General features: G+C 74.1%; 20 protein-coding genes and 1 pseudogene. 10 read left to right on the top strand and 11 right to left on the bottom strand.

Going from position 1 to position 24,692, the window contains the following annotated elements:
• Position 1: 1 nt before the first annotated feature.
• Together AB0C17_RS21580 and AB0C17_RS21575 are read right to left on the bottom strand one after the other, a co-directional pair.
• Entirely contained in the window at positions 2-424 is a 423-nt protein-coding gene (locus AB0C17_RS21580; RefSeq protein WP_357471459.1) for a thioesterase family protein, read from the bottom strand.
• 61 nt (positions 425-485) lie between these two features.
• A complete protein-coding gene (locus AB0C17_RS21575) occupies positions 486-791 on the bottom strand; it encodes a DUF1330 domain-containing protein (protein WP_357480092.1) in 306 nt (101 codons plus the stop codon).
• Between the two features lie 174 nt (positions 792-965).
• On the opposite strand from AB0C17_RS21575, the gene AB0C17_RS21570 reads away from it, so the two are divergent.
• Positions 966-1,928, top strand: a complete 963-nt coding sequence (locus tag AB0C17_RS21570; protein WP_357471456.1) for a hypothetical protein — start codon at positions 966-968, stop codon at positions 1,926-1,928.
• A gap of 39 nt (positions 1,929-1,967) precedes the next feature.
• A complete protein-coding gene (locus AB0C17_RS21565; RefSeq protein ID WP_357480090.1) occupies positions 1,968-2,300 on the top strand; it encodes a putative quinol monooxygenase in 333 nt (110 codons plus the stop codon).
• A 48-nt stretch (positions 2,301-2,348) separates the two neighbouring features.
• Here AB0C17_RS21565 and AB0C17_RS21560 read toward each other — a convergent pair whose 3' ends face one another.
• Positions 2,349-3,191: a S1 family peptidase gene (locus AB0C17_RS21560; RefSeq protein WP_357480088.1), complete on the bottom strand. Its 843-nt coding sequence runs from the start codon at positions 3,189-3,191 to the stop codon at positions 2,349-2,351.
• 379 nt (positions 3,192-3,570) lie between these two features.
• Here AB0C17_RS21560 and AB0C17_RS21555 point away from each other — a divergent pair, with 379 nt between their 5' ends.
• Together AB0C17_RS21555 and AB0C17_RS21550 are read left to right on the top strand one after the other, a co-directional pair.
• Positions 3,571-5,016 carry an endo-1,4-beta-xylanase gene (locus AB0C17_RS21555; RefSeq protein ID WP_357480085.1) on the top strand — a complete coding sequence of 482 codons (1,446 nt, stop codon included), beginning with the start codon at positions 3,571-3,573 and terminating at the stop codon, positions 5,014-5,016.
• 116 nt (positions 5,017-5,132) lie between these two features.
• Positions 5,133-6,068, top strand: coding sequence for a superoxide dismutase (locus AB0C17_RS21550; RefSeq protein WP_357480083.1), 936 nt, complete (start codon positions 5,133-5,135; stop codon positions 6,066-6,068).
• A gap of 41 nt (positions 6,069-6,109) precedes the next feature.
• Here the strand turns inward: AB0C17_RS21550 and AB0C17_RS21545 are convergent, their stop codons facing one another.
• The gene (locus tag AB0C17_RS21545; RefSeq protein WP_357480080.1) at positions 6,110-7,684 is read right to left on the bottom strand and encodes a Na+/H+ antiporter; all 1,575 of its coding nucleotides are present in this window, start codon (positions 7,682-7,684) and stop codon (positions 6,110-6,112) included.
• A gap of 75 nt (positions 7,685-7,759) precedes the next feature.
• Positions 7,760-8,380 carry an L-threonylcarbamoyladenylate synthase gene (locus AB0C17_RS21540; RefSeq protein ID WP_357391254.1) on the bottom strand — a complete coding sequence of 207 codons (621 nt, stop codon included), beginning with the start codon at positions 8,378-8,380 and terminating at the stop codon, positions 7,760-7,762.
• Positions 8,381-8,477: 97 nt separating this feature from the next.
• On the opposite strand from AB0C17_RS21540, the gene AB0C17_RS21535 reads away from it, so the two are divergent.
• Both AB0C17_RS21535 and AB0C17_RS21530 read left to right on the top strand, forming a co-directional pair.
• Positions 8,478-8,816, top strand: coding sequence for a hypothetical protein (locus AB0C17_RS21535; protein ID WP_357471449.1), 339 nt, complete (start codon positions 8,478-8,480; stop codon positions 8,814-8,816).
• A 260-nt stretch (positions 8,817-9,076) separates the two neighbouring features.
• Positions 9,077-12,064 (top strand): glycosyl hydrolase, encoded by a 2,988-nt coding sequence (locus AB0C17_RS21530; RefSeq protein ID WP_357480077.1) that lies wholly within the window; start codon positions 9,077-9,079, stop codon positions 12,062-12,064.
• A 36-nt stretch (positions 12,065-12,100) separates the two neighbouring features.
• Here the strand turns inward: AB0C17_RS21530 and AB0C17_RS21525 are convergent.
• The 6 genes and pseudogenes from AB0C17_RS21525 to AB0C17_RS21500 form a co-directional block, all read right to left on the bottom strand.
• A pseudogene (locus tag AB0C17_RS21525) lies at positions 12,101-12,223 on the bottom strand (VOC family protein); the annotation flags it as partial.
• A gap of 95 nt (positions 12,224-12,318) precedes the next feature.
• On the bottom strand, positions 12,319-13,185 hold the full coding sequence (locus tag AB0C17_RS21520; protein WP_357480074.1) for an SDR family NAD(P)-dependent oxidoreductase: 867 nt from the start codon (positions 13,183-13,185) through the stop codon (positions 12,319-12,321).
• Between the two features lie 83 nt (positions 13,186-13,268).
• The gene (locus AB0C17_RS21515; RefSeq protein WP_357471442.1) at positions 13,269-13,685 is read right to left on the bottom strand and encodes a glutaredoxin domain-containing protein; all 417 of its coding nucleotides are present in this window, start codon (positions 13,683-13,685) and stop codon (positions 13,269-13,271) included.
• On the bottom strand, positions 13,682-16,474 hold the full coding sequence (locus AB0C17_RS21510; RefSeq protein WP_357480071.1) for an FAD-binding and (Fe-S)-binding domain-containing protein: 2,793 nt from the start codon (positions 16,472-16,474) through the stop codon (positions 13,682-13,684). The genes AB0C17_RS21515 and AB0C17_RS21510 overlap by 4 nt, the downstream gene beginning before the upstream one ends.
• A 36-nt stretch (positions 16,475-16,510) precedes the next feature.
• Positions 16,511-17,281 carry a nucleotidyltransferase domain-containing protein gene (locus AB0C17_RS21505; protein ID WP_357471436.1) on the bottom strand — a complete coding sequence of 257 codons (771 nt, stop codon included), beginning with the start codon at positions 17,279-17,281 and terminating at the stop codon, positions 16,511-16,513.
• Positions 17,282-17,310: 29 nt separating this feature from the next.
• A complete protein-coding gene (locus AB0C17_RS21500) occupies positions 17,311-18,258 on the bottom strand; it encodes a diacylglycerol kinase family protein (protein ID WP_357480068.1) in 948 nt (315 codons plus the stop codon).
• 156 nt (positions 18,259-18,414) lie between these two features.
• Here AB0C17_RS21500 and AB0C17_RS21495 point away from each other — a divergent pair, with 156 nt between their 5' ends.
• The 4 genes from AB0C17_RS21495 (at position 18,415) to AB0C17_RS21480 (ending at position 24,596) form a co-directional block, all read left to right on the top strand.
• Complete coding sequence (locus AB0C17_RS21495; RefSeq protein ID WP_357480065.1) at positions 18,415-18,855, top strand: hypothetical protein; 441 nt, start codon at positions 18,415-18,417, stop codon at positions 18,853-18,855.
• Between the two features lie 143 nt (positions 18,856-18,998).
• Entirely contained in the window at positions 18,999-19,658 is a 660-nt protein-coding gene (locus AB0C17_RS21490) for a hypothetical protein (RefSeq protein WP_357388689.1), read from the top strand.
• Positions 19,659-19,803: 145 nt separating this feature from the next.
• Positions 19,804-22,119, top strand: coding sequence for a transglycosylase domain-containing protein (locus tag AB0C17_RS21485; protein ID WP_357480062.1), 2,316 nt, complete (start codon positions 19,804-19,806; stop codon positions 22,117-22,119).
• Between the two features lie 413 nt (positions 22,120-22,532).
• Positions 22,533-24,596, top strand: coding sequence for a M4 family metallopeptidase (locus AB0C17_RS21480; RefSeq protein WP_357480059.1), 2,064 nt, complete (start codon positions 22,533-22,535; stop codon positions 24,594-24,596).
• The last annotated feature ends 96 nt before the right edge of the window (positions 24,597-24,692 follow it).

Raw genomic sequence — 24,692 nt, 5'->3', positions numbered from 1 at the left:
GCTACAGGCCCATCGGCACGGGGTCGGCGGCCAGCGCCCGGAAGCGCTCGCGCGGGTCGGGCACCAGCCGCCGCTCGGTGAGGTCGAGCAGGCCGCCGACGCCGCTCACCGAGGCGACCGGGGTGCCGTCGGCGCGGGTGAACTCCTGGCCGATCCGGAACGTCTTGCCCTCGCCCCAGTGGAACTCGCAGGTCACGTCGACCTCGTCGCCGCCGCGCAGCTCACGCAGGTAGCGCACCGTCACCTCCAGCGCGACCGGCCCGACGCCGCCGGCGAGCAGCCGGTCCTGGCCGATGCCGGAGGCGCGCAGGCACTCCCAGCGGGCGTGCTCGGCGTACTGGAGGTAGACCGCCTGGTTGAGGTGGCCCTGGGTGTCGAGTTCGTAGCCGCGCACGGTGACGCGTACCCGGAACGGATCTGCCATGCCGGCAGCCTAACCAGCGGCGCGGTGGAATCGGCGCGCGGTCCGGACGGCGCCGCCCCGGTCAGGCCGGCCAGGCGTGGCCGATCCCGTCGAGCAGCAGCACCACACCCTCGGTGGCCGCCTCCCGGTCGCGGGAGATCTCCCGGTACTCCGGCGAGGTGGACCAGCGCTCGAAGTCCTCGCGGCTGTCGAACGACAGCAGGACCGCCTTCTGGTGCGGCCAGTCGCCCTCCACCACGCGGGGGGCGGTGTCGGCGGCCAGCAGCTTCCCGCCGTAGCGGGCCAGCACCGGCGGGAAGGCGGCGGCATACCTGTCGTAGCGCGCCCGGTCGTGGATGGTGAACTGTGCGAGGGCGTAGACGGTCACCGGCCCAGGCTACCGACCGCCCGAGGGCTGCGGTGTCGTCCGTCAGGTCGGCCCGGACGCCGTCGCGGCCCCGACGACTCTCCGTTGTGGTCTGGCGAGAACGGCGCTGACCTGCGGATACTGATGACAGGCTCGCGCCCGCCCCGCGCCGGGTGGGGGAAAGAGGTGGGGCACATGATCGGACACGAGACCCAGCCGCAGGCCGTACCCGGGCCCCGCGGCACTCCGGAGGACCACCCGGCCCCACCCGCCGCGCCGGTTCCCCGCGCGGTGTGGCAGGTCCGCGTGCGGACCAAGCTCGACGACCTGTACGAGCAGCTCACCGCGCTGTCCCAGCGCGACCCCGAGCGGGTGTCGGCGCTGCGCGCGCTGCTGTCGCCGGTGGAGGGGGTGCTCGGACGCAGCGGCGTGGTCGAGTGGTTGCGCGGCGGCAAGCTGGAGTACGCGTGGCAGACGATTCATGCCGTGGAGCGGGCCATGGTGGCGCTGCGCACCGGGGACGAGCTGATCGGGCTGCTGCCCGCGTACCGCAGCGCGGCGGCACAGGTCCTGCCGCCGGACGACAAGGTGTTCACCGACCTCGACCCGGTGGCCGGCGGGATGTCCGAGGCGCTGCTGCGCGCCCGGGTGCAGGGGCTGCTGACGCGCTACCACTCCGCCTCCGACGAGTTCCACGAGTCGGCCCGGCGGCTGCGGAACCGGATCCTGGGGCTGTCGGTGTTCGCGCTGGTGGCAGAGGTCCTGATGGTGCTGGTGCAGTGGCGCAGCACCGACGTGCGGCTGCTGGAGGCGCCGGGCGACGCCGGTGGCGTGCCGGCCTGGCGGTTGCTGTCCTTCGTGCTGATCGCCGGGGCGCTCGGCGCGTTCCTCAGCGCGCTTCCGTCGATGATCACCGCACGGTCCGGCGGGCTGCCCTACAAGCTGCCGTTCCAGCAGGGGCTGCTGAAGCTCGCCATCGGCCCGCTGGTGGCGTTGGTCGGGATCATGCTGGTCGTCGGCGGCCTGGTGGAGACCAGCGTGAGCAGCACCGCCGCGCTGCTCGGCCTGGCGATCGTGTTCGGCGCCGGGCAGCAGGCGGTCACCGCGTTCGCCGACCGGCGGGCGGCCGAACTGCTCGGCCCGGCGGCCAGGAGCTGATGCGGCGCGGCGGCAGCCCGGCCTGGGTAGCCTGATCCCATGATCTTCATTACCGCCAAGTTCCGGGTCCGCCCGGAAGACGCCGACAACTGGCCGCGGATCGCCGCCGACTTCACCGCCGCGACCCGGGCCGAGCCCGGCTGCCTGTGGTTCGACTGGTCCCGCAGCCTGGACGACCCGACCGAGTACGTGCTGGTCGAGGCGTTCCGCGACGACGAGGCGGGCGCGGCTCACGTGCAGTCGGAGCACTTCCGGGCCGCCCAGCGCACGCTGCCGCCGCACCTGGCCGAGACGCCCCGGATCGTCAACGTGACGGTGCCGCGGCAGGACTGGTCGCGCCTGGGCGAGATGGCAGTGCCCGGCGACGCCTGACCGCTGACGGGACCGGCGCGGGGTCCGTTGTGCCGCCCGCGCACCGGGTCAGGGGATCGTCAGGCCGTACGCGGCGAGGATCTCCAGGATCGGCTGGTAGTAGCTGGTGCCGCCGCTCACGCAGGTGCCGCTGCCACCGGACAGGACGCCCAGGACGGTGCCGGTCGCGGCCACGTAGAGCGGGCCGCCGCTGTCGCCCGGCTCGGCGCAGATGTTCGTGCGGATGAGCCCGGTGACGCTGCCCTCGGCGTAGTTGACAGTCGCGTTCAGCCCGGTGACCGAGCCGCACCGCACGCCCGTGGTGGCGCCGCTGCGGCAGACCGCCTGCCCGACGTACGCGCTGCCGGCGGCGGTGACGGTGACCTGACCTGGGTGGGTGTGGACCGCGCTCGGGTGGGCGACGGCGCCGGTGTAGCGGACCACGCCGTAGTCGTTGCCGGGGAAGCTGCTGCCGGTCCGGCTGCCCAGCACCGTCGTGCCGGCGCCGTCGGCGTACCAGGTGGCGGCCAGGCGGGTGCAGTGCCCGGCGGTCACGAAGTACCAGGTGGCGCCGCTGCGCACGTTCGCGCCCAGTGAACAGCGCCCACCGCCGCCGTAGACCGCCTGGCCGCCGGCGATGAGCGGGCGCAGCCGCCCGGGTTCGTGGCGCAGCACCGCGCCGGCCCGGGCGGCGGTCCGGCGCACCGCGGCCAGCTCGCGCCCGCGTACCGTGTCGTCGGCGGTGACCGTCAACCGGCCGGTGGCCGGGTCGTGCCCCCAGGCGGTGCCGGGCGTGCGGATCGCGGTGAGCGCCGCGGGCGCGGGCGGCGGCGCGGTGCCGGCCCGGGCGACCGCCGGGGCACCGCCGAGCAGCGCGGTGAGGACGAGTACGACGAGCGCGGGTCGGCGCATCCGGGGACCTCCCCCATCGTCTACGGTCGATTTGTCATAGCATCGGCCCGACGGCGCGATCGACTCAAGCGGCAGAACCGGCGGCCACCGAAACTTCCGGAGCCGCGCCGGCGGCACGCGCGCGCCCGGCCGCCGCGCTCGCACGCGGTTTTCTCCGTCCGGCCGGTGCCGCCTGCCGCGATGTCGACGCATCGAGGTGATTAATTTTTCGGAACGCTTCCGGTAGGCTTCGGGCAGAGATTCGCTTCGATCCACTCACGATGTGCCGGGGAGTCACTCCCCACCTGGCGCGGCCACCGGGCGGCCGCGCGGAGCCGACATCGTGGCGGGCGGTGGCCGAGGCGAGCCGATCCCATTGACAGGCTAGAGAGGCGTTCAGATGGACAAGGTGCTCGCCCGCGGCAGCGGGAGCGCGGCAGCCCGGTCACGCCCGCGAACCGCTGTGGTGGCGATGGTGGCGGGGGCCGCGGTGGTCGCCGCCACGATAGCGGCGGCGACAAGTGCCAGCGCCGGCACGACGCTCGGCGCGTCGGCGGCGGAACAGGGCCGCTACTTCGGCACGGCGGTGGCGGTGAACAAGTTGTCCGACGGCACGTACGTCGGCATCCTCAACCGCGAGTTCAACATGGTCACCGCCGAGAACGAGATGAAGTGGGACGCCACCGAGCCGTCCCGCAACCAGTTCAACTACACCAACGGCGACCGGCTCGTCGCGCACGCCCAGGCCAACGGCATGCGGGTCCGCGGACACGCGCTGCTCTGGCACCAGCAGCAGCCCGGGTGGACGGGTAGCCTGTCCGGCAGCGCGCTGCGCGACGCGATGATGAACCACGTCACCCAGGTCGCCACCCACTACCGGGGCAAGATCTACGCCTGGGACGTGGTGAACGAGGCGTTCGACGACGGCAACAACGGTGCCCGCCGCAACTCGAACCTCCAGCAGACCGGCGGCGACTGGATCGAGGCCGCGTTCCGTGCCGCCCGCGCCGCCGACCCGGGCGCCAAGCTCTGCTACAACGACTACAACATCGACAACTGGAACTGGGCCAAGACCCAGGGCGTCTACAACATGGTGCGCGACTTCAAGTCCCGGGGCGTGCCGATCGACTGCGTCGGCCTCCAGTCGCACTTCAACAGCGGGTCGCCGTACCCGAGCAACTACCGCACCACGCTGCAGAACTTCGCCGCGCTCGGCGTCGACGTGCAGATCACCGAGCTGGACATCGAGGGTTCGGGCAGCAGCCAGGCCACCGCCTACGGCAACGTGACCCGGGACTGCCTGGCCGTGGCGCGCTGCAACGGCATCACGGTCTGGGGCATCCGGGACACCGACTCGTGGCGGGCCAGCGGCACCCCCCTGCTGTTCGACGGCAGCGGCAACAAGAAGCAGGCGTACACCGCGGTGCTGAACGCGCTGAACGAGGGCGGCACCCCGCCACCCACGACCGCGCCGCCGACCAGCACCCCGCCCACGTCGACGCCGCCGACCAGCACGCCGCCGACCAGCGAGCCGCCGACGACTCCCCCGCCGACCGGCGCCTGCACCGCCACGATCACCACCAACCAGTGGCCGGGCGGCTTCGTCACCAACGTGCGGATCACCGCGGGTTCCAGCGGGCTCAACGGGTGGGCCGTGTCGCTCACCGTGCCTTCGGGCTCGGCCGTCACGAACACCTGGAGCGCCCAGGCCAGCGGCACCACCGGTGCGGTGACCTTCCGCAACGTGGACTACAACCGCCAGGTCGGTGCCGGTGGCACCACCGAGTTCGGGTTCCAGGGCACCGGCACGGCGCCCTCCGGCACGCCGGCCTGCGCGGCCGGCTGACCGTCGGCGCGACCCGGCACGGTGCCACCGTGCCGGGTCGCGTCCCCGGCGGTCGCCGCGCGCCGACCGTACAGTGGGGTAGGTCCTGTTCCACCGTTTCGCCCGGAAGGACCACAGTGAACCGACGCATCAGGACCACCCTCGGCGTCGCCCTGGCCGCCACCCTCGTCACCACCGCCGCGCCGGCCCCCGCCGCCGCTGCCCACGACCGCCGTCCCACGGTCATCGCGCTGCCGGACGGCTTCCAGCCGGAGGGCGTCGCCGCCGCCGGCCGGTACGCCTGGTTCGGCTCGCGGGCCACCGGCGAGATCTACCGCGCCGACCTGATCACCGGCGCGGGCCGGCAGGTCAGCCCCGCCACCGGCACCCCGTCGCTCGGCCTGAAGGTCGACCCGCGCGGCCGGCTCTTCGTCGCCGGCGGCACCGCCGGTGACGCCCGGGTGATCGACACCCGCACCGGCGCCGTGCTCGCGAGCTACCAGTTCGCCGAGGCGCCGACGTTCGTCAACGACGTGACGCTCACCCGGGACGCCGCCTGGTTCACCGATTCGAACCGGCCGGTGCTCTACCGCCTGCCGCTGGGACGCGGCGGCACGCTGCCGCCCGCCGGCGGCTTCACCACGCTCCCGCTGACCGGCGACTTCCAGCAGAGCGGCACCGGCGTCAACCTCAACGGCATCGTGCCCGCCCCGGACGGGCGGGCGCTGATCGTCGTGCAGTCGAACACCGGCACGCTGTTCCGGGTGGACCCGGCCACCGGCGTCACCACCGCCGTCGACGTGCCGGGCACCACGTTCGTCAACGGTGACGGCCTGCTGCTGCTCGGCCGCACGCTGTACGTGGTGCAGAATTTCCTCAACCAGGTCGCCGTGGTCGACCTGAACCGCTCCGGCTCGGCCGGCGTGGCGCGCGGCGTCATCACCGACCCGGGCTTCGACGTGCCGACCACGGTGGCCGCCGCGCTCGGCCGGCTCTACCTGCCGAACGGCCGGTTCACCACCCCGCCGACGCCGACCACCCCGTACACGGTAGTCGCTGTCGACCCGCGCTGAGCCACGCCGGCCGCCACCCCTACCGGTGGCGGCCGGCCGGCTCACTCCTCCACCTCCGGTCCGAGCAGCCGGATCTCCTCGATGTCGATGGCCGCCTGGAGCTGCCGCAGCACCGCGTCGTCGATCTGGTTGGAGTTGCGCAGCCGGGTGACCTCCTGCCGCTTGTGGTCGAGCACCCGCAGCCGCAGCTGCCGGGCCAGCTCCCGCTCCCCCTGCGCGTCCTCGCCGGGTGGATCGCGGACGGCGGCCAGGTGCTCCTCGTAGTCGGCCCGCAGCCGGTCCACCGTGTCCGGCGCGGCGCCCACCTCGCCGGCGGCCCGGGGCAGCGCCTCCAGCGCGGCCTCGGTGGCCCGGATCCGGGCCCAGCGCACCTCCTCGTCGCGTTCCCGGTCGCCGGTCAGGCCCGCCCAGGTGACCACGGCGGGCAGCGTGGTGCCCTGCACCAGCATGATCAGCACGATCACCACGACGGTGACGAAGATGATCAGGTCGCGCTCGTGCACCGGGCTCCCGTCGTGCATGGTGACCGGCACGGCGAGCGCCGCGGCGAGCGAGACGGCGCCGCGGAAGCCGGCCCAGCCCGCGGCGGTGCGCATCCGGCCGTCGAAGTGCCGCGCCCGGCTCGACCCCCGCCGGTCCACCCGTTGCAGCACCGACACCGACAGGTGCACCCAGGCCAGCCGGATCACCACCACGACAACCGCGACGAGGGCCGCGATGCCGAGCGACGCGGCCGGCGAGTGGCTGGTGATGCCGCGCAGCGAGCGCGGCACCTGCGTGCCGAGCAGCACGAACAGGCCGCCGTTGACCATGAAGGTGGCCAGGTCCCAGAACGCGAACGCGGTGATCCGGGAGCGGGCCCGGATCACCCGGGGCGCGGCGTAGGACAGCAGCAGCCCGGACACCACCACCGCGAGCACACCGCTGGCATGCACCGCGTCGGCGAGCAGGAACGCGACGAACGGGGTGAGGATGCTCAGCCCGCCCTCGCGCATCGGATCGTCGACGTGCTTGCGGATCAGCACCACCACCGCGCCGACGAGCAGGCCGGCGGCCACCCCGCCGGCCGACTTGCCGACGAACTCGCCGGTGAGCGTCAACGCGCCCGGCACCGTACCGCCCGCGATCACGCCGACCGCGACGGCGAACAGCACGAGCGCCGTACCGTCGTTCACCAGGCTCTCCGCGCGCAGCGTGGTGAGGATGCCGCGCGGCATCCGCTTGGCCAGGCCGGCCACGGCGGCGGCGTCGGTCGGGGCCAGGACCGCGCCGAGCACCCAGGCGGCGGCCGGCCGCACGCCGAGGGCCTGCGCGGTGTACGCGACGGCGGCCATCGTGACGATCACCAGCACCACGGCGAGCCCGACGATCACGGTGAGGTTGGCGCGGATCTCGCGCAGGCTGACGACCAGGCTCTCCCGGTAGAGGATCGCCGGGAGGAACAGCACCAGCACGACCTCGGGTTCGAGGATCAGGTGGTCGAACGGCGGCAGCAGGCCGATCAGCGCGCCGATGGCGATCAGCAGGACCGGCGGCGCGACGCTGTACCGCCCGCCGATGGTGGTGCCGACGAGGACCGTGGCGCCCAGCACCGTGATCAGCACGAGTGCTTCCACGCCGTACCCCCGTCACCGTCCGCCGGTCCCACCGTGCCCCACGGCGGCGGACCGGCGGGACGGAATCGGTGATCGCTACTCGAAGCGGGCCGGGTCGCCGGCGCCCCGGCGCAGGATCTCCGGCTCCGGGCCGGACAGGTCGACGACGGTGGTCGGCTCCAGCCCGCAGTCACCGGCGTCGACCACGGCGTCCACGAGATGGTCGAGCCGATCCTTGATCTCCCAGCCCTGGGTCATCGGCTCCTCCTCGCCGGGCAGCAGCAGCGTGCTGGTCAGCAGCGGCTCGCCGAGTTCGGCCAGCAGCGCCTGGGTCACCGCGTGCCGGGGCACACGCGCGCCGACCACCCGCCGCCGCGGGTCCTGCAACCGGCGCGGCACCTCGGCGGTGGCCGGCAGCAGGAACGTGTAGCTGCCCGGGATGACGGACTTCACCTGCCGGAAGACCGCGTTGCTGAGCTTGACGAACTGGCCGAGCTGGGAGAAGTCGGCGCACATCAGCGTGAACGGGTGCCTGTCGTCGAGCCGCCGGATCTCCCGGATCCGCTCCACGCCGTCGCGGTTGCCGATCCGGCAGCCGAGCGCGTAGCAGGAGTCGGTCGGGTAGGCGATCACCCCGTCGGCGCGCAGCAGGTCCACCACCTGCCGGATCACGCGGGGCTGGGGGTTGTCCGGATGCAGGTCGTAGTACCTCGCCACGCCGGCCAGCCTATGTCCGAGTCCCGGCGGGCGCAGGTTTGGGCGGGCCGGATTCCGGAAACAGGTGGGGGCCGTTCACGACAGGGGGGACCGAATCATGTCCGAAGCCAGCACAGACCGCGTCGCCGACCGCCCCGCGGAGGTGACCGATCCGCTGCTGTGGGACCTGGCCGCCGCGGTGGCCGACGCGCACCAGCCGGACGACGAGCGCGCCTGCGCCAGCCCGAGCTGCGCCGGGGCGGCGTGGCCGTGCGCCGCGTGGGACAACGCACAGGCGGGGCTGAGCGCCGCCCGGACGCCGCGGCAGCCCGCCGCGCCCCGCCAGCCCGCCTCGTCGCGTCCCGTCGTCACCGGGCAGCCGGGCGCCGACCGGCCCGGTGCCGGCGGTACGCCGGGCACCGTCGCGGCGCGCAGCCTCACCGCCACCGCCGCCTGACTCAGGGTAGACGCGGGCGTCCCTCACGCCGCCCCCGGCCGCCTGGGCCGGGGGCGGCGCTCTGGCGCGTGTCGGTGCTGGTCAGAGCGCTTCCGGCGAGGACCGGCGGATCGGTCCCAAACGCCGGAGAGCGCTCTCTTTGGTAACAAGACATTGACGGATCCGTAACCCGAACCTTAATGTCGCATCTCAAGAGAGCGCTCTCACGGCACCGGACCACCACTCCGAACCCCCGCCTTCTCCTCGTGAAGGGGACCTCCATGACCCTCCTGCGGGACTTCTCCCCCGACCCCGTGCCCCCGACCGCGACCGGCCCGTCCCCGGCCCGCCGACGCGGCCTGCGGGCCACCGCCCTCGTCGCCGCCGCAGTGCTCGCCGCCGGCCTGCTCGGCGTCGTGGTCGCCGGTGGCGGCACCGCCACCGCCGGCGCCGTCGGCGCGGGCAGCTACACCGAGACGCGACCGGCCGGCGCCCTGCTGCCGAAGGGCTGCGGCGCGATCAGCACCAACCCGAGGACGTACGCCACCGCCGACGCGCCGGCCGGCGCGATCCCCACGAACGACTGGTGGTCCTCGCTGATCTGGAAGCGCAACAACTGCACGGGCAGCGAGGTCCTGCACGCCCACCCGCTGGCCTACAAGGCGGAGAACAACGGGCTCGGACTGTCGTACACCACCACGCCCGCGATCAGCGGCACCGCGACCGGCGTCGGTGAGTTCCACTACCCGTACACCGAGGACGTCCGCGTCGGGCTGGCCGGGCTGACCGCGCCGGTGGTGAAGGCCGCCGGCTGGACCGACTGGACGGTCACCGCCGACTGGAGCGACGGCAGCCGCACCATGCGCGCCACCATCGGCCACGGCCTGCCGTTCAGCTACTACACGGTCAACGGCGGCACCGCGCAGCTCACCACCGCCGGGACGCCCACCGTCTGGCGCAACTCCGGCGCCACCATCGGCTTCACCGTCCGCGACCACGACTACGTCGCGTACGCCCCGAGCGGCGCGACCTGGACCGTCAGCGGCACCGGCATCAGCTCGACGCTGGCCGGCAAGGGGTACTTCTCCGTCGCGGTGCTGCCCGGCGGCGGCGACCGGGCCGCTCTCGCCGACACCTACGGCCGCTACGCCCACGCCCACGTCACCGGCACCCGGATGAGCTACGCGTACGACCCGTCCGCCGGCACGGTACGCACCACGTACGCGTTCACCACCACGCCCCGCGAGGGCAGCGAGACGAAGACCGTTGTCTCGCTCTACCCGCACCAGTGGCGCAGCCTCACCGGCGCCACCCCGATCGGTCAGACGTACGTCTCGGCGCGCGGCGCCATGCGGGTGCTCACCGACGTGCCGTCGTTCACCACCACCATGCGCTTCACCGGCGTGCTGCCCGAGGTGCCCGCCGTGGGCGACTCCAGCGGCGCGGACCTGTCCACCGTCACCGGCTACCTGAACGCCGAGCAGGGCAACCCGGAGGGCGTCAGCGGCACCGACACCTACTGGGCCGGCAAGGGGCTCGGCCGGGCCGCCCGGCTCGCCGAGATCGCCGACCAGCTCGGGCAGACGTCGGTCCGCGACGCGGCACTGAACGCGATGCGGAACCGGCTGACCAACTGGCTCACCGCCGGCTCCGGCGAGAGCGGACAGCTGTTCTACTACGACCGCAACTGGGGCACGCTGATCGGCTACCCCGCGTCGTACGGCTCCGACGAGGACCTCAACGACCACCACTTCCACTACGGCTACTTCATCGCCGCCGCCGCCACGCTCGCCAAGTTCGACCCGGGCTGGGCCGACGACAGCCGCTACGGCGGCATGGTCGACCTGCTCATCCGCGACGCCAACAACTACGACCGCTCCGACAGCCGCTTCCCCTACCTGCGGGACTTCGACATCTACGCCGGGCACGACTGGGCCTCCGGGCTGGCGCCGTTCTTCGCCGGCAACAACCAGGAGTCCTCGTCGGAGGGGATGAACTTCGCCAACGCGCTGATCCAGTGGGGCCAGGCCACCGGCGACACCGCCGTCCGCGACGCCGGGGTCTACCTGTGGACCACCCAGTCCGCGGCGATCTCCGAGTACTGGTTCGACGTGTACGACCAGAACTTCCCGGCCGCGTTCGGGCACAGGACGGTCGGCATGGTGTGGGGCGACGGCGGGTCGTACTCGACGTGGTTCTCCGCCGCGCCGGAGATGATCCAGGGCATCAACATGCTGCCGATCACCGGCGGCCACCTCTACCTGGGCGACTTCCCGGAGTACGTCAAGGCCAACTACGCCGAGCTGGTCACCAACAAGGGCGGCCCGCCGACGGTGTGGCAGGACATCGTCTGGGAGTTCCTGGCCCTCGGCGACGGCGAGCAGGCACTGCGCAACTTCCGCGCGAACAGCGGGTTCACCAGCGAGGAGGGCGAGAGCAAGGCGCACACGTTCCACTGGATCCGCAACCTGGCCGCGCTCGGCACCGTGGACACCACAGTGACCGCGAACCACCCGCTGGCGAAGGTGTTCGTCAAGAACGGCGCCCGCACCTACGTGGCGTCGAACATCACCGCCCGGCCGCTCACCGTCACGTTCTCCAACGGCGTCACGCTCGCCGTGCCGGCCGGGAAGACCGCTACCTCCGGTGCGTACACGTGGAGCGGCGGCAACGCCACCGGCGGCGGTACGGTGCCGACCGGTCCCCCGTCCACGGCGACGCCCACCGCGTCCCCGACCAGCGCGAGCCCGACGCCGAAGCCGACCACCGCCAGCCCCAGCCCGACCAGCGGCACCCCGCTGAAGCCGGTCCGCTACCTGCGCTCCGGCGGCGGACTGGACGGCACCGCCGGCACGAGCGGCACGGTGAGCGTGGCGGCGGCGAACGGCAACTCCGACGGCACGCCGAGAAACCCGCAGGTGTTCACCGCCACCGGGCTGACCGGCACGTACACCGGCGGGGCGACCGCCTTCGACCTGGCCGTCGACGCGGGTACCGCAGTCGGCAACGGCGTCCAGATCCGGGTCTCCTACGACCTGACCGGCAACGGCAGCGTCGAGCGGGTGGAGACCTACCGCTACTTCGCCACCGACCCGATCCCGGGCGCGGAGCGCTACCGGCAGACCCAGGGCCTGCTCTCGGCGAGCGGCACGCTCGGCAACCTGTCCGGCGGCACGGTACGCGTCGAGGTGTGGAACGCCATCGGCGGCGCACCCACGCTCCTCGGCGTCGGCAACAGCTCCACGGTCACGCTGCCGTACGGCTCCTGACGTACGGCACCGGCGCCCCAGCCCTCGCGGCCGGGGCGCCGGCGTGGCGCCCAGCCCGCACAGCCGCTCGACCTCGGCCGCGACGTCGTCGGTCTCGATGTCGAGGTGGTAGCGGGGCGCGTCGTCGACCGGCTGGACGGCGGTGACCAGCCCCGGCACCACGTCGGCCAGGCCGGTGAACTCCGGTTCGGCCGGCTCGATCGACGCATCGCCCGAGCCTAGCCACGACCGCCGGCAGCGGCAGCCCGGTGAGGTCAGGCGGTCACGTGGGCGCTGTCGCCCGCCGTCGCGGCGAACGACGTGCCGCTGACCATCCGGGCCGCGTCGGAGGCGAGGAACACCACCAGCGGCGCGACGTCCTCCGGCTCCACCCACGGCACGCCCAGCGGCGTCTTCGCCCGCAGGGCGGCCACCGCCTCCCGCTCCACCTCGGCCAGGTCGCCCGACGGCGACTTCCCCGCCTCGACGAGCGCCTGCACGTAGCGGTCCCGGTGCCGGGTCAGCGCGGTGTCGACGAGGCCCGGGATCACCGCGTTCACCGTCACGCCGTGCGGCCCGAGTTCCAGCGCGGCGGACTTGACCAGCCCGATCAACCCCCACTTGGACGCCGAGTACGCGGACCCGTTCGTGGTGCCGTGCTGCCCCTGCGTGGAAGACGTGACCACGATCCGGCCGCCGCCGCGCCGTACCAGCAGCGGCGCGAAGACCCGCAGCACGTTGGCGGCGCCGGTGAGGTTCACGTCGATCTGGTCGTGCCAGTGCTGGTCGGTCATCTCCAGCAGCGGCGCGAACGCCTGGATGCCGGCGTTGGCGAACAGCACGTCCACGCCGCCGTGTTCCCGTTCCACCGCCTCGGCCACCGCGCGTACCGCCCCGATGTCCCGCTGGTCGGCGACGTGCGCCGACCAGCGGGCACCGGCCGCGGTGACCCGCCGGCCGGTCTCGGCCAGGTCGTCCGGGGTGGCGGGCGGGAGGTCCAGGATCGGGCTGACCGGCCCGGCGACGTCCATCCCGGCGACGTCCGCGCCCGCCTGCGCCAGCGCCACCGCCGCGGCCCGGCCGATCCCCCGCGCCGCGCCGGTGGCCACGGCGACCCGCCCCGACAACATCCCGGCCGACATCGTTCCCCCTTCGCGGGCGCCGTCCGTGACGCCCCCTTCGCACGGTATGCCCGTCGGGCCGCCCCGTGCCGGGGTTCACCAGGTCAGGCGCCGAGCCGCGCCCGCAGCCACGCCGGGTCGGGATTGACCACGGCCCCGTCCGGCAGCACCACGGTCGGGACCGTCTCGTCGCCGCCGGTCACCGCCCGGGCGGCGGCGGCCTCCGGGTCGCGCCAGATGTCCACCCAGTACGCGCGCCGGGCCCGCCCGCCCAGCCGCAGGCGCAGACGCAGGCAGTACGTGCAGCCGGGCCGCCAGTAGATCACCGGCCGGCCGTCGTCGGCGCTGCGCCGCCGCGCCTGCGCCGAGGTCAGCGAACGGGGAAACGCCAGCGGCGAGAAGAGCGCCGCCAGCGCGGCGAACGCCAGGAACCCCACCGTCGCCGACACCGGCGTGTCCTGACCGGCGGCCACCGCCACACCGACGAGCATCAGAGCGGCGAGCCGCCAGCTGCGCGTCACGCGGTCACCTCGGCCAGCAGCTCCAGCAGGTGCCGGTACGGCTGCCCGGTGGCCCGCGCCAGCCCGATCTCACAGGTGCGGTTCACCGAGGCGCACCCGTCGAAGGGGCGGTCGGCCACGGCGGCGGCCTCGGCCCGGGTGGCCGACGCGGTCAGCTCCGGATGCAGCAGTCCCCGGTCACCGGCGAAGCCGCAGCACTGCCAGCCCTCCGGGACCACCACCTCGTCGGCGACCGCGCGAGCCACGGTCAACAGCGCGTCGTCCAGGCCGAGCCGGACCGACGAGCAGGTCGGGTGCAGCGCGAGCGAGCCGATCCGGCGGCGCACCGTCAGCCGGGGCAGCAGCTCACCGGCGGTGTACGCGACCGCGTCGACCACCCGCAGGTCCCCGGCGCCGTCGAGCAGCCGCTCGAAGCCCTCGGTGCAGGACGCGGCGTCGCTGACCACCGGCAGCGTGCCGTCGCGACTCGCCGCGCGCAGCACCGGCGGGACACGGTCGCGCACCGCCCGGTAGCCCTCGACCAGGCCCTTCGACGACCACGGGGTGCCGCAGCACAGGTCGCCGACTCCGTCCGGCACGAGCAGGCGTACGCCGGCCCGCTCGGCGAGCGTGAGCAGCGCGGCGGCGACGCCGGTGCCGCCCTGCGCCGGGGCGAACAGCGTGCCCAGGCAGGACGGGACGAACACGGCGTCCGGGTCGTCGGCCGGGTGCGGGCGGCGCGCGGTGCCGCCCCGGGGCAGGTCCCGCTGCCACAGTGGCACCCGGTCGGCGCCGAGGACCGCGCGTGCCGCCCGGGTGGCGGCCTCGGGCAGCGCGGAGGGCAGCGCCCCGGCCAGGTCGAGTCCGCGCGCCATGCTCCGGGTGGTGGCACCCCAGCGCCGGGCCGCGCCGCGCCACGCGGTCCCCGCCGCCCGGCCGTGTTCCTCCGCCCGCAGCCGTTTTACCAGGTCACCGGTGTTGATCAGCACTGGGCAGGCGGTGGCGCACATGCCGTCGACGGCGCAGGTCTGCACCGCGTCGTAGTCGTACGCGCCGGTCAGCTCCCGGACCAGCGCGGCGTCACCGGCGGCCCGCGCGGCGGCGATCTCCCGGCGCAGCACGATGCGCTGCCGGGGCGTGGTGGTGAGGTCGCGGCTGGGGCAGACCGGCTCGCAGTAGCCGCACTCGACGCATCGGTCCACCTCCTCCTCCACCGTCGGCACGGTCTTGAGGTGCCGCATGTGGATCTCCGGGTCGTCGCTGAGCAGCACACCCGGATTGAGCACGCCGTGCGGGTCGCAGAGCGTCTTCAGCTCGCGCATCACCTCGTACAGCTCGTCGCCGAACTGGCGGCGCACGTACGGGGCCATCACCCGGCCGGTGCCGTGCTCGGCCTTCAGCGTGCCGCCGTGGCCGAGCACCAGGTCGACCATCTCCTCGGTGAAGTCGGCGTACCGCGCCGGGGCCAGCCCGCCGTCGAAGCGCTCGTTGAGCATGAAGTGCAGGTTGCCGTCCTTGGCGTGGCCGAAGATGACGCTGTCGGCGTACCGGTGGCGCTCGAACAGCTCGGCCAGCGACGCGCAGGTGCCGGCCAGTGCCTCGACCGGGACGGCGATGTCCTCCAGCAGCGCTGTGGTGCCGGACGGGCGGGCGCCGGCCACCGCCGCGTACAGGCCCTTGCGGATGTGCCACAGCGCGGCGCGGGCGGCCGGTTCGCCGCTGAGCCGGGCCGGGGCACTGAGCGGCAGGCCGGCGAGCACCGGCCCGGCGTCGGCGACCCGGTCGGCGAGCGCCGCCGGGTCGGACTCCTGCCACTCGGCGAGCAGCGCGGCGTGCCCCCGCACGGCCAGGCCACGCAGCGCGGCGTCCGCCTTCGGGTCGCGCTGGGCGACACCCAGGGCGGCGGCGTCGAGCAGCTCGATCGCCGCCGGCCCGGCGGCCACCAGCGCCGGCATGGCGGCCATCGCCGCGCCCAGGGTTTCGAAGACCAGCAGGCCGGTCGCGGCGTGCCGGTGCACGGGTACGGTGCGGAACGTCGCCGAGGCGACGAACGCGAGCGTGCCCTCGCTGCCCACCACGAGCCGGGTGAGCAGGTCCGCCGGGTCGTCGTGGTCGAGGAACGCGTTCACGCCGTACCCCATGGTGTTCTTCATGGCGTACTGGGCGCGGATGCGGCGCACCGAGTCGGGATTGCCGCGTACCCGGTCGCGCAGGCGCAGCAGCCCGGCGTGCAGGTCCGGTTCGGCGGCGCACAGCCGGGCGTCGGCGTCGGGAGCGCCGGTGTCCAGCACGGTGCCGCTGGGCAGGGCGAGGACCAGCGAGTCCAGCGTCCGGTACGTGTTGAACTCGGTGCCGCAGGTCATGCCACTGGAGTTGTTGGCGACCACGCCGCCGACCGTGCAGGCGGACTCGCTGGCCGGGTCGGGGCCGAGCTTGCGGCCGTACGGCGCGAGGCGCGCGTTCACCTGCCGCAGCACCACTCCCGGCTGCACCCGGACCCGCCGCCCGTCGTCGAGCACCGTCAGGTCGCGGAAGTGCCGCCGCACGTCGACGAGCAGCCGGTCGGTGACGGCCTGGCCGCTGAGGCTGGTGCCGCCGGAGCGGAACGTGAGCGGGGTGCCGGTGCGGGCGCCGTACGCCAGCAGCGCGGCGACCTGGCCGGCGTCGTGCGGCGTGACCACAGCGCCGGGGTGCAGCAGGTAGTGCGAGGCGTCGTGGGCCATCCGCAGCCGGTCAGCGGCCCGGGTCGCCACGCCGCCGGGCACGACCGCTTCCAGTCCGGCCCGCGCGGACGCGCTCAGCTCCGTCATGATCACCGCACCTCCCCGGCTCACAGTAGTCGCGGTTCAGTCCGCGATGATCCGGTCCAGCATCCGCCGCTGGAACGCGCGGGCAGCAGGGCCGGACGGCGGCGGGCCGCCCCGGCGGGCCTCGATCGCGGCGTGGATCAGCACGGCGTCCGGGTCGTCGGCGGCCACCCGCAGCCCGGCGTCGACCTTGCTCAGCCAGACGCCGTCGCGGTGGCGCACCAACGCCCGGCAGGCGCCGAGCACCGCGTCCTCCGTGCCGGGGGCCGGTTCGTCGCCGGGCGGTGTGGGCAGCGCCAGCCACCAGCGCAGCGCGTCGGCAAGCAGCGCCCGCAGCGCCTGCGGCGGCGGGTCGGCGAACACGTCGGCGGCGGGCGGGCCGAGCAGCGCCAGGCCGGACTGGCGCAGGATGCCGCGGTCCAGCGCGTACCAGAACCGCCCGTCGGCGGCGGGCCGGTCCGCCGGGTCGTACGTGGCCCGGAACGGCATCGTCGCGCCGGTGTTCAGCTCGACCTCGAAGCCCGGCTCGGAGGTGCCGGAGGCGGCCACGTCACGGCGGTAGACCACCAGTTCCAGGCCGCGCGCCGGGCAGGGCAGCGACTCGTGCCGCAGCCGGTCCACGAGCAGGCGCTTGTCCGGCTCCGGCATCGGCCCGGCGGCCACCAGCGCCACGTCCACGTCGCTGCGTCCCGGCTGGTACGCGCCCAGCCCGACCGACCCGGCCGCGTACGCGCCGACCAGGTCCTCACCGAGCACGTCCCGGGAGCGGCGGACCACTTCGGCCAGGTAGTCGCGGATGTCGTCGCGCATTCCGGCATCCTGCCCCGGCCCGGGCGCGGTCAGTCCGCCGGGTCGGGGCAGCACACCGTCAGCGCGCCCGGGACCACCTTGACCTTGAGCCGTTTCGCCTTGCCCCGGGCGCCGCCGTCCAGCTCGTACGTCTTCGGCGCGTCGAACCGCACGGTGATCTTGCGACCCCGGGTGATCCGGACGAACGGCGACTCCTCGGAGCGCCCGGCGGCCATCCGGCCCAGCGTGCGCGCCCAGTCCACAGCGCCGCTGGCGGTGGCCACGCCGACCTCCAGCGCCCCGTCGTCGGGGCGGGCGTCGTCGAAGGCCGGGATGCCGCCGGTGATGGTGCCGACGTTGCCGAACAGCACGCAGCTCGCCTCGTCGTCGAACCAGTCCGCGCCGTCGACCCGGACGCGGGTGCGTACGCACTCGCCGCGCACGTGCCGCAGCCCGGTCCAGACGTACGCGATCCGGCCGAACCGGCCCTTGAGCTGCCGGTCGGCGTCGCGGATCAGGTCGCCGTCGAAGCCGGCGCCGGCCATCACCGCGAAGTGCTCGCCGTTGATCCGGCCCAGGTCCAGCTCGCGGCGGCGGCCGTGCAGCGCGATGCGGACCGCCTCGGGCAGGTCGACCGGGATGCCGAGGTTGACAGCGAACAGGTTGGCGGTGCCGGCGGGCAGGATGCCCATCGGCACGCCGCTGCCGGCGAGCGCGTCGGCGCACCGCTGCACCATGCCGTCGCCGCCCCACACGAGCACCAGATCGGCGCCCGCGTCCAGCGCCGCGCGGACCCGCTTGGGCGCCTTGCGGCTCTTCGGCACCTCGTACCAGAGCAGTTTCCCGACGCCGGCGCCGACGAGGCGGGAGCGCAGTTCGTCGAGGCCGCCGCCGAACGTCTTCTTCCGGTGGGCGACGACAGCGACCACACCGGCCGGGGGCGCGGCGGGGGCGGGGGCGGGGGCGGTGTCCGGGCGTTCGGCCGTGCGCGTGTTCATGGCCCCGCTGGTACCCGGACCGCCGGTTTCCCACGCCTGCGCCCGGCGCGACGCGCCCGGCGCCCCGGCGGCGGCGTTCCTGTGCCCGGGCCCTCACGTTCGGTACAGTGCGGGACGTCGATCCGTGCCGCCGGGCGCGGCTCCGAAGGGTGCGGAATGTCGGGACGGACCGGTCGGGTGGCGCGCTACACGCTGCGCCTCGGTCTGCTGCTCTGCGGCGTGGCCGTCGCCTGGGGCGCCCAGGGGGTCGCCTCCGGTCCGGAGGCGCTCGCCGCCGACCGGCAGCCGTCCGGCCCGCTCGCCGTCACCGCCGGCGCCCTCACCCACATGCCCGAGGTGGTGACCGATGCGACTGATCCGGCCGGTCCGGTCGCCTCCCCGGCACCGGCTCCCGCGCGGGCGCACGCCACGACCGGTCCCGTCGTGCCGCTACGGCACGAGCGGGTCACCCACGGCGGCGGCGGGGTGCACAGCGAGGCCGCCGACGCGGACGCGAACCGCTGGCGGCTGCCGACACCGACCCACCGGTACGCGCGGCCGGGGGCCGAACCACTACCGCCGTCGCGCACGTCGCGCCCCGACACCAGGCCCGCCTGAGCGGGCTGTCCACCGGCACCGTCTCCGGCCCGGAGCGGTGCGCGTCCCCGCCCGACTGCCGCCCGTCGCGGCCGCGCCGTCGACTGTCGTCCGGCGCCCGCAACCGACCCCACCCGACCACCCCTGGAAACAGGAGTCCGTCCATGAGTACAGCCCTGCCCGTCGTCCGCGCCCGCTGGTGCGACATCGGCCGGATCGCCGATCTCGTCGCCGAGGCCCTCGCGCCCACCGCCCTGGCCGCCTGGCTCGTCCCCGACACGTCGCGCCGCCTGCCGGTCCTCGCCGCCGTGGCGCGGATCTGGACCGAACACGCGTTGCTGTTCGGCGACGCGTTCCTGCTGCCCGACGGCAGCGCCGCCAGCGTGTGGTTCCACCGCTACCGGCCGATCCCCGCCCCCCACCGGTACGCCGACCGGCTCGCCGGCGCCGCCGGGCCGGACGAGGACCGGTTCCGCCGCCTCGGTGACGGGCTGGCGGCACGCCGGCCGGCGGAGGCGCACAACCACCTGGCACTGCTGGCCGCGCCCCGGGGCGGCGCGACGCAGGCGTTGACCGCGGCGCAGCGCCGGATGGACACGTTGAGCCTGCCCACGTACGCGCACCCGTGCGCCGGGCAGCAGGAGGAGCTGCTGCGGCGGCTCGGGTACGCCGAACGGGAGACCTTCGCCGCCCCGGACGGCACACGGGTCTGGTCGTTGTGGCGGCCGGCGCCGTTCCACGCGGGCGGCAACGACAGGTGGCGGACCCGCCGGGCCGACCGCCGGGAACGCGAGGACCGGATCCCCGGCCGGCCGGCGCGCTGACGGCCGTTCCCTCCACCGGGGCGGCGGCACTCCGCACCGGCCCGGCCCCGCGCCACACCGGCAGCCGTCGTCGGCCGGTGCCGTCGGCGCGGCTCGGTTAGCCTGCGAGCCGGGCACGACTCAGCCGAGCAGTCGGAGGTATCGCGTGCGGAACAGCGGATCCACGCCGGAACCGGGCGGCACTGCCCCGGCGCGTCCCCGGCGCAGGCGGCGACGTCTGCTCGCCGCCCTCGCGGTCACCACGCTGCTGGCCGGCTGCGGTCTGGTCGCCGGCGGCTACTACTTCGACAGCGTGCCGACGCCGAGCGATCTGACGCTGCCCGAGTCCACCACCGTCTACTATGCCGACGGGCGCACGCCGATGGCGAAGCTGGGCGCACAGAACCGCACCATCGTGCCGTACGACCAGATGAACGACTCGGCGAAGCAGGCGATCGTGGCGGCCGAGGACCGCACCTTCTGGACGAACCAGGGCATCGACGTCAAGGGCGTGCTGCGCGCGGCCTGGGCCAACGTCAGCGGCCGGCAGCGGCAGGGCGCGTCCACCCTCACCCAGCAGTACGCCCGCATCGCCGCCGACCTGCGCGGGGTCACCTACTCGCGGAAGCTGCGCGAGGCGGTGATCGCGTGGAAGCTCGACGACGCGTACTCCAAGGAGGAGATCCTCGGTTTCTACCTGAACACCGTGCCGTTCGGCCGGGGCGCGTACGGCATCGAGGCGGCCGCGCAGACGTACTTCGGCAAGACGGTGCGCCGGGACGCGCCCGCCGCCCGGCAGCTCACGCCCGCCGAGGCGATGGTGCTCTGCGCGATGGTGAAGCAGCCGGAGGCGGACCCGGCCGACCCGGAGGGCTCGCCCGGCTACGACCCGCGCCGCAACGCGCTGGCCCGGCAGAACTCGATCGACAGGTGGAACTACATCCGCGACGGCATGGTCAAGCTCGGCTACCTGACGCCGCAGCAGGCGGCGGATCTCGCGTACCCGGACACGGTCCGGCCGATCGACAAGGACGCGGGCCGGTCCGACCTGGACCGGCCGACCGGTTTGGTGGTCAACCACGTGCTGGCCGAGCTGCGCGAGACCGAGCCGTTCCGCGGCAAGCCCGACGAGGTGATCCGCGACGGCGGTTACCGGATCGTCACCACCATCGACAAGCGCGTGCAGGACGCGGCCGAGGCGGCGGCGGACATCCGGCGGGACACCGCGCCCCGGGCGGTGCGCGGCCAGCCGCGCAACTGGCAGGCGGCGCTGGTGGCGGTGGAGCCGGGGACCGGCCGGGTGCTCGGCTACTACGGCGGCGACAAGGGCTCGGGCGCGGACTACGCCGGCTGGTACTCCGACGAGAACGGCGAGGCCCGCGGCTTCGGCCAGCACCCGCCGGGGTCGTCGTTCAAGGTGTACGACCTGGCCGCCGCCGTCCGGGACGGGATCTCGGTGAAGCAGCGGTTCGACTCGCCGGACACCAAGGAGTTCCCCGCCTCGGGGCGCACCAAGGGCAGCGCGGCCGGGCCGATCCGCAACGCCGAGCACGCCGCCTGCCAGCCGGACTGCGCGCTCTGGGAGGCCACAGTCGCCTCGCTGAACGTCACCTACTTCGAGCTGACCGAGAAGCTGGGCACGTCGAAGGTGATCGAGACGGCGCGGCAGGCCGGCGTGGAGTCGATGTGGGAGACGGTCCGGGGCAACCCCCGGCCGCAGCGCGTCGACCTGCGCAGCGACCCCGCCGACGAGGTCGCGAAGCGGTTCTCCACCGAGGTCGGCATCGGGCAGTACGGCATCACGGTGCAGGACCACGCGAACGGGATGGCCACGTTCGCCGCAGGCGGCAAGCGTGCCGACGCGCACTTCGTCCGGTCGGTGAGCAAGGACGACGAGGACGTGTGGACCGAGCAGCTCCGTACGACGGATCTGGGCCTGGACCGCGAGGCGATCGACCAGCTCGACTGGACGCTGCGCCGGGTGCGGGCCGCCGAGCTGGGCAACGGCTGGGACTCCGCCGGCAAGACCGGCACCTGGCAGGCCGGGCAGAGCACCACGCAGAACGTGCACACCTGGATGGTGGGCTGGACCGGCGCGCTCGCCTCGGCCGTCTGGCTGGGCACCACCGACGGCAAGCCGCTGCGGACCACTGACGGCAGCTACGAGGTGTACGGCTCGACCGGCGCCGCGCCGATCTGGCGGCAGTTCATGACCCGGGCGACGGCGGCGATGAAGCTCGACCCGGAGAAGTACCGCTTCGGTGAGCCGAAGTTCCCCGGGGAGACCCCGGAGCCGACCCGCTCGGCGGCGCCGCCGCCGACCACCGCCGCGCCGACGCGGTCGGATTCGCCGAGCCCGAGCCCTTCCTCGTCGAGCCCCAGCCCGGACCCGACCGGCCGGCCGACCTCGCGGCCGACGCTGACGCCGTCACTGCCACCGCTGCCCACCGTGTCGCCGACGCGGACCCGCGGCCCGCGCTGACCCCGGCCGGGCGGCGACTCGGCCGCCGCCCGGCGGTACGCGCGGCGGCCTCGCGTCTATGCGCGCCATTCGCACACAGCGGCAACGTCCGCAATTTGCACCGGCACCCATCCACCGTCGGCAATGTTCGCCCTGATCAGGGGCTATTGAAGATCATGGTTGCCTGAATCGACGCGTGCGGCGACACGCCCGACTGCCAGTGGTTGCCCAGGTCACTTATTGCTCCGGGCTCGCGCGGCGTGTGATTGTGCACCAGCGAGCCGCCGACCCCCGGCGACTCGCGACGGTCGATCTGTCGACCCGGAGCCACGCCGGCAGCTCCGGTGACCGGCCGTCACCCTGCCTCGCACCACCGCGCCGCCCGTCCCCACCGGGCTCCGTGCGGCGCGCCTGTAGAACAGGAGCAAACCCCCGTGAAACTCTCACCTCGCCTCGCCGCGCTCACCGGCGCGGCCGCGGCCGGCATCCTCGCCGCCGGCACCGCCGCGGCCGTGCAGGCCGCGCCACCCGGGCCCGCCGCCCCGAACCCGGCCCAGGCCCGCGTGGCCGCCGCCGACTCGGCCCGCGCGCTGGTCGCGGACCGTCCCGCATACCTGCAGGCCGGCACCGACGACGCGTTCGTCCAGAAGCCGGTCATCTCCTCCGAGGGCACCCAGTACGTTCCCTACGAGCGCACCTACAAGGGACTGCCGGTGGTCGGCGGCGACTTCGTGCTCGCCACGGACTCCGCCGGCAACCTGAAGTACGCCTCGGTCGCCCAGCAGCGCCCGATCGGCGCCCTCGCCACCACGCCCGCGCTCACCCAGGCCGCCGCCACGAAGACGGCGCGCGCACAGCTCAAGACCGTGAGCGCGGTCGAGGGCACCACACTCGTGGTCTACACGCTCGGCGCCGCACCGGCGCTGGCCTGGGAGACCACGGTACGCGGCACCAGCGCGGACGGCCCCAGCCGGCTCACCGTCGACGTCGACGCCCGCACCGGCGCGGTCCTGCGCAAGCAGGAACACGTCGTACGCGGCACCGGCACCGGCACCTGGAACGGGCCCAGCCCGCTCACGCTCAACACCACCCAGTCGGGCTCCACGTACACCATGAAGGACCCGACCGTCACGAACCTGAGCTGCCAGGACGCGGCGAACAACACCACGTTCAGCGGCTCCGACGACGTGTGGGGCAACGGCACCGGCACCAACAAGGAGACCGGCTGCGTGGACGCGTTGTTCTCCGCGCAGACCGAGCACAAGATGCTCGCCCAGTGGCTGGGCCGCAACGGCGCCAACGGCAACGGCGGTTACTGGCCGATCCGGGTGGGCCTCAACGACCAGAACGCCTACTACGACGGCAGCCAGGTGCAGATCGGCAAGAACACCGCCGGCCAGTGGATCGGCTCGCTGGACGTGGTGGCGCACGAGATCGGCCACGGCATCGACGACAACACCCCGGGCGGCATCTCCGGCGGCGGCACGCAGGAGTTCGTGGCGGACACGTTCGGCGCGGCCACCGAGTGGTTCGCCAACGAGCCGTCCAGCTACGACGCGCCGGACTTCCTGGTCGGCGAGAAGATCAACCTGGTCGGCTCCGGCCCGATCCGCAACATGTACAACCCGTCGGCGCTCGGCGACCCGAACTGCTACTCCAGCAGCATCCCGTCGACCGAGGTGCACGCCGCGGCCGGGCCGGGCAACCACTGGTTCTACCTGCTGGCGAACGGCAGCAGCCCGACGAACGGGCAGCCGTCCAGCTCGACCTGCAACGGCAGCAGTGTGACCGGCCTGGGCATCCAGAAGGCCATCAAGATCATGTACAACGGCATGCTCCTGAAGACCTCGTCCTCGTCGTACCTGAAGTACCGCACCTGGACGCTGCAGGCGGCGAAGAACCTCTACCCGGGCAGCTGCACGGAGTTCAACACGGTCAAGGCGGCCTGGGACGCGGTGAGCGTGCCCGCCCAGTCCGGTGACCCGACCTGCTCCGGCGGCAGCCCGACGCCCACCCCGAGCACCACGACCACCCCGCCGTCGGGCGGCTGCTCCGGCAACAAGCTCGCCAACCCGGGCTTCGAGTCGGGCAACGTGAGCTGGAGCGCCTCGTCCGGCGTCATCACCACCGACAGCGGCCAGGCCGCGCACGGCGGCTCGTACAAGGCGTGGCTGGACGGGTACGGCTCGTCGCACACCGACACGCTCAGTCAGTCGGTGACGATCCCGGCCGGATGCCGCGCGACGTTGAGCTTCTGGCTGCACATCGACAGCGCGGAGTCGACCACCAGCACCGCGTACGACAAGCTCACCGTCAAGGCGGGCAGCACCACGCTGGCCACCTACTCCAACCTGAACAAGGCCACCGGCTACGTGCAGCGGTCCTTCGACATCTCGTCGCTGGCCGGCACCACGGCGACCATCTCGTTCAGCGGCGTGGAGGACAGCTCGTTGCAGACGTCCTTCGTCGTCGACGACACCGCGGTCACCCTGAGCTGACCGTGGCGTAGCGCGGCCGGTCGTCGTCCTCCCGACGGCCGGCCGCCTCGTCATGCCCGGCCGGGCCCCTCACGGCGCCTGGCCGGACGGCATCGC

Origin of the sequence: Micromonospora sp. NPDC048887, assembly GCF_040649715.1 — a bacterium.
Taxonomy (GTDB): Bacteria; Actinomycetota; Actinomycetes; order Mycobacteriales; family Micromonosporaceae; genus Micromonospora.
Note: the sequence above shows the minus strand (reverse complement) of the source record. Positions and strands in the feature narration are given on the sequence as shown.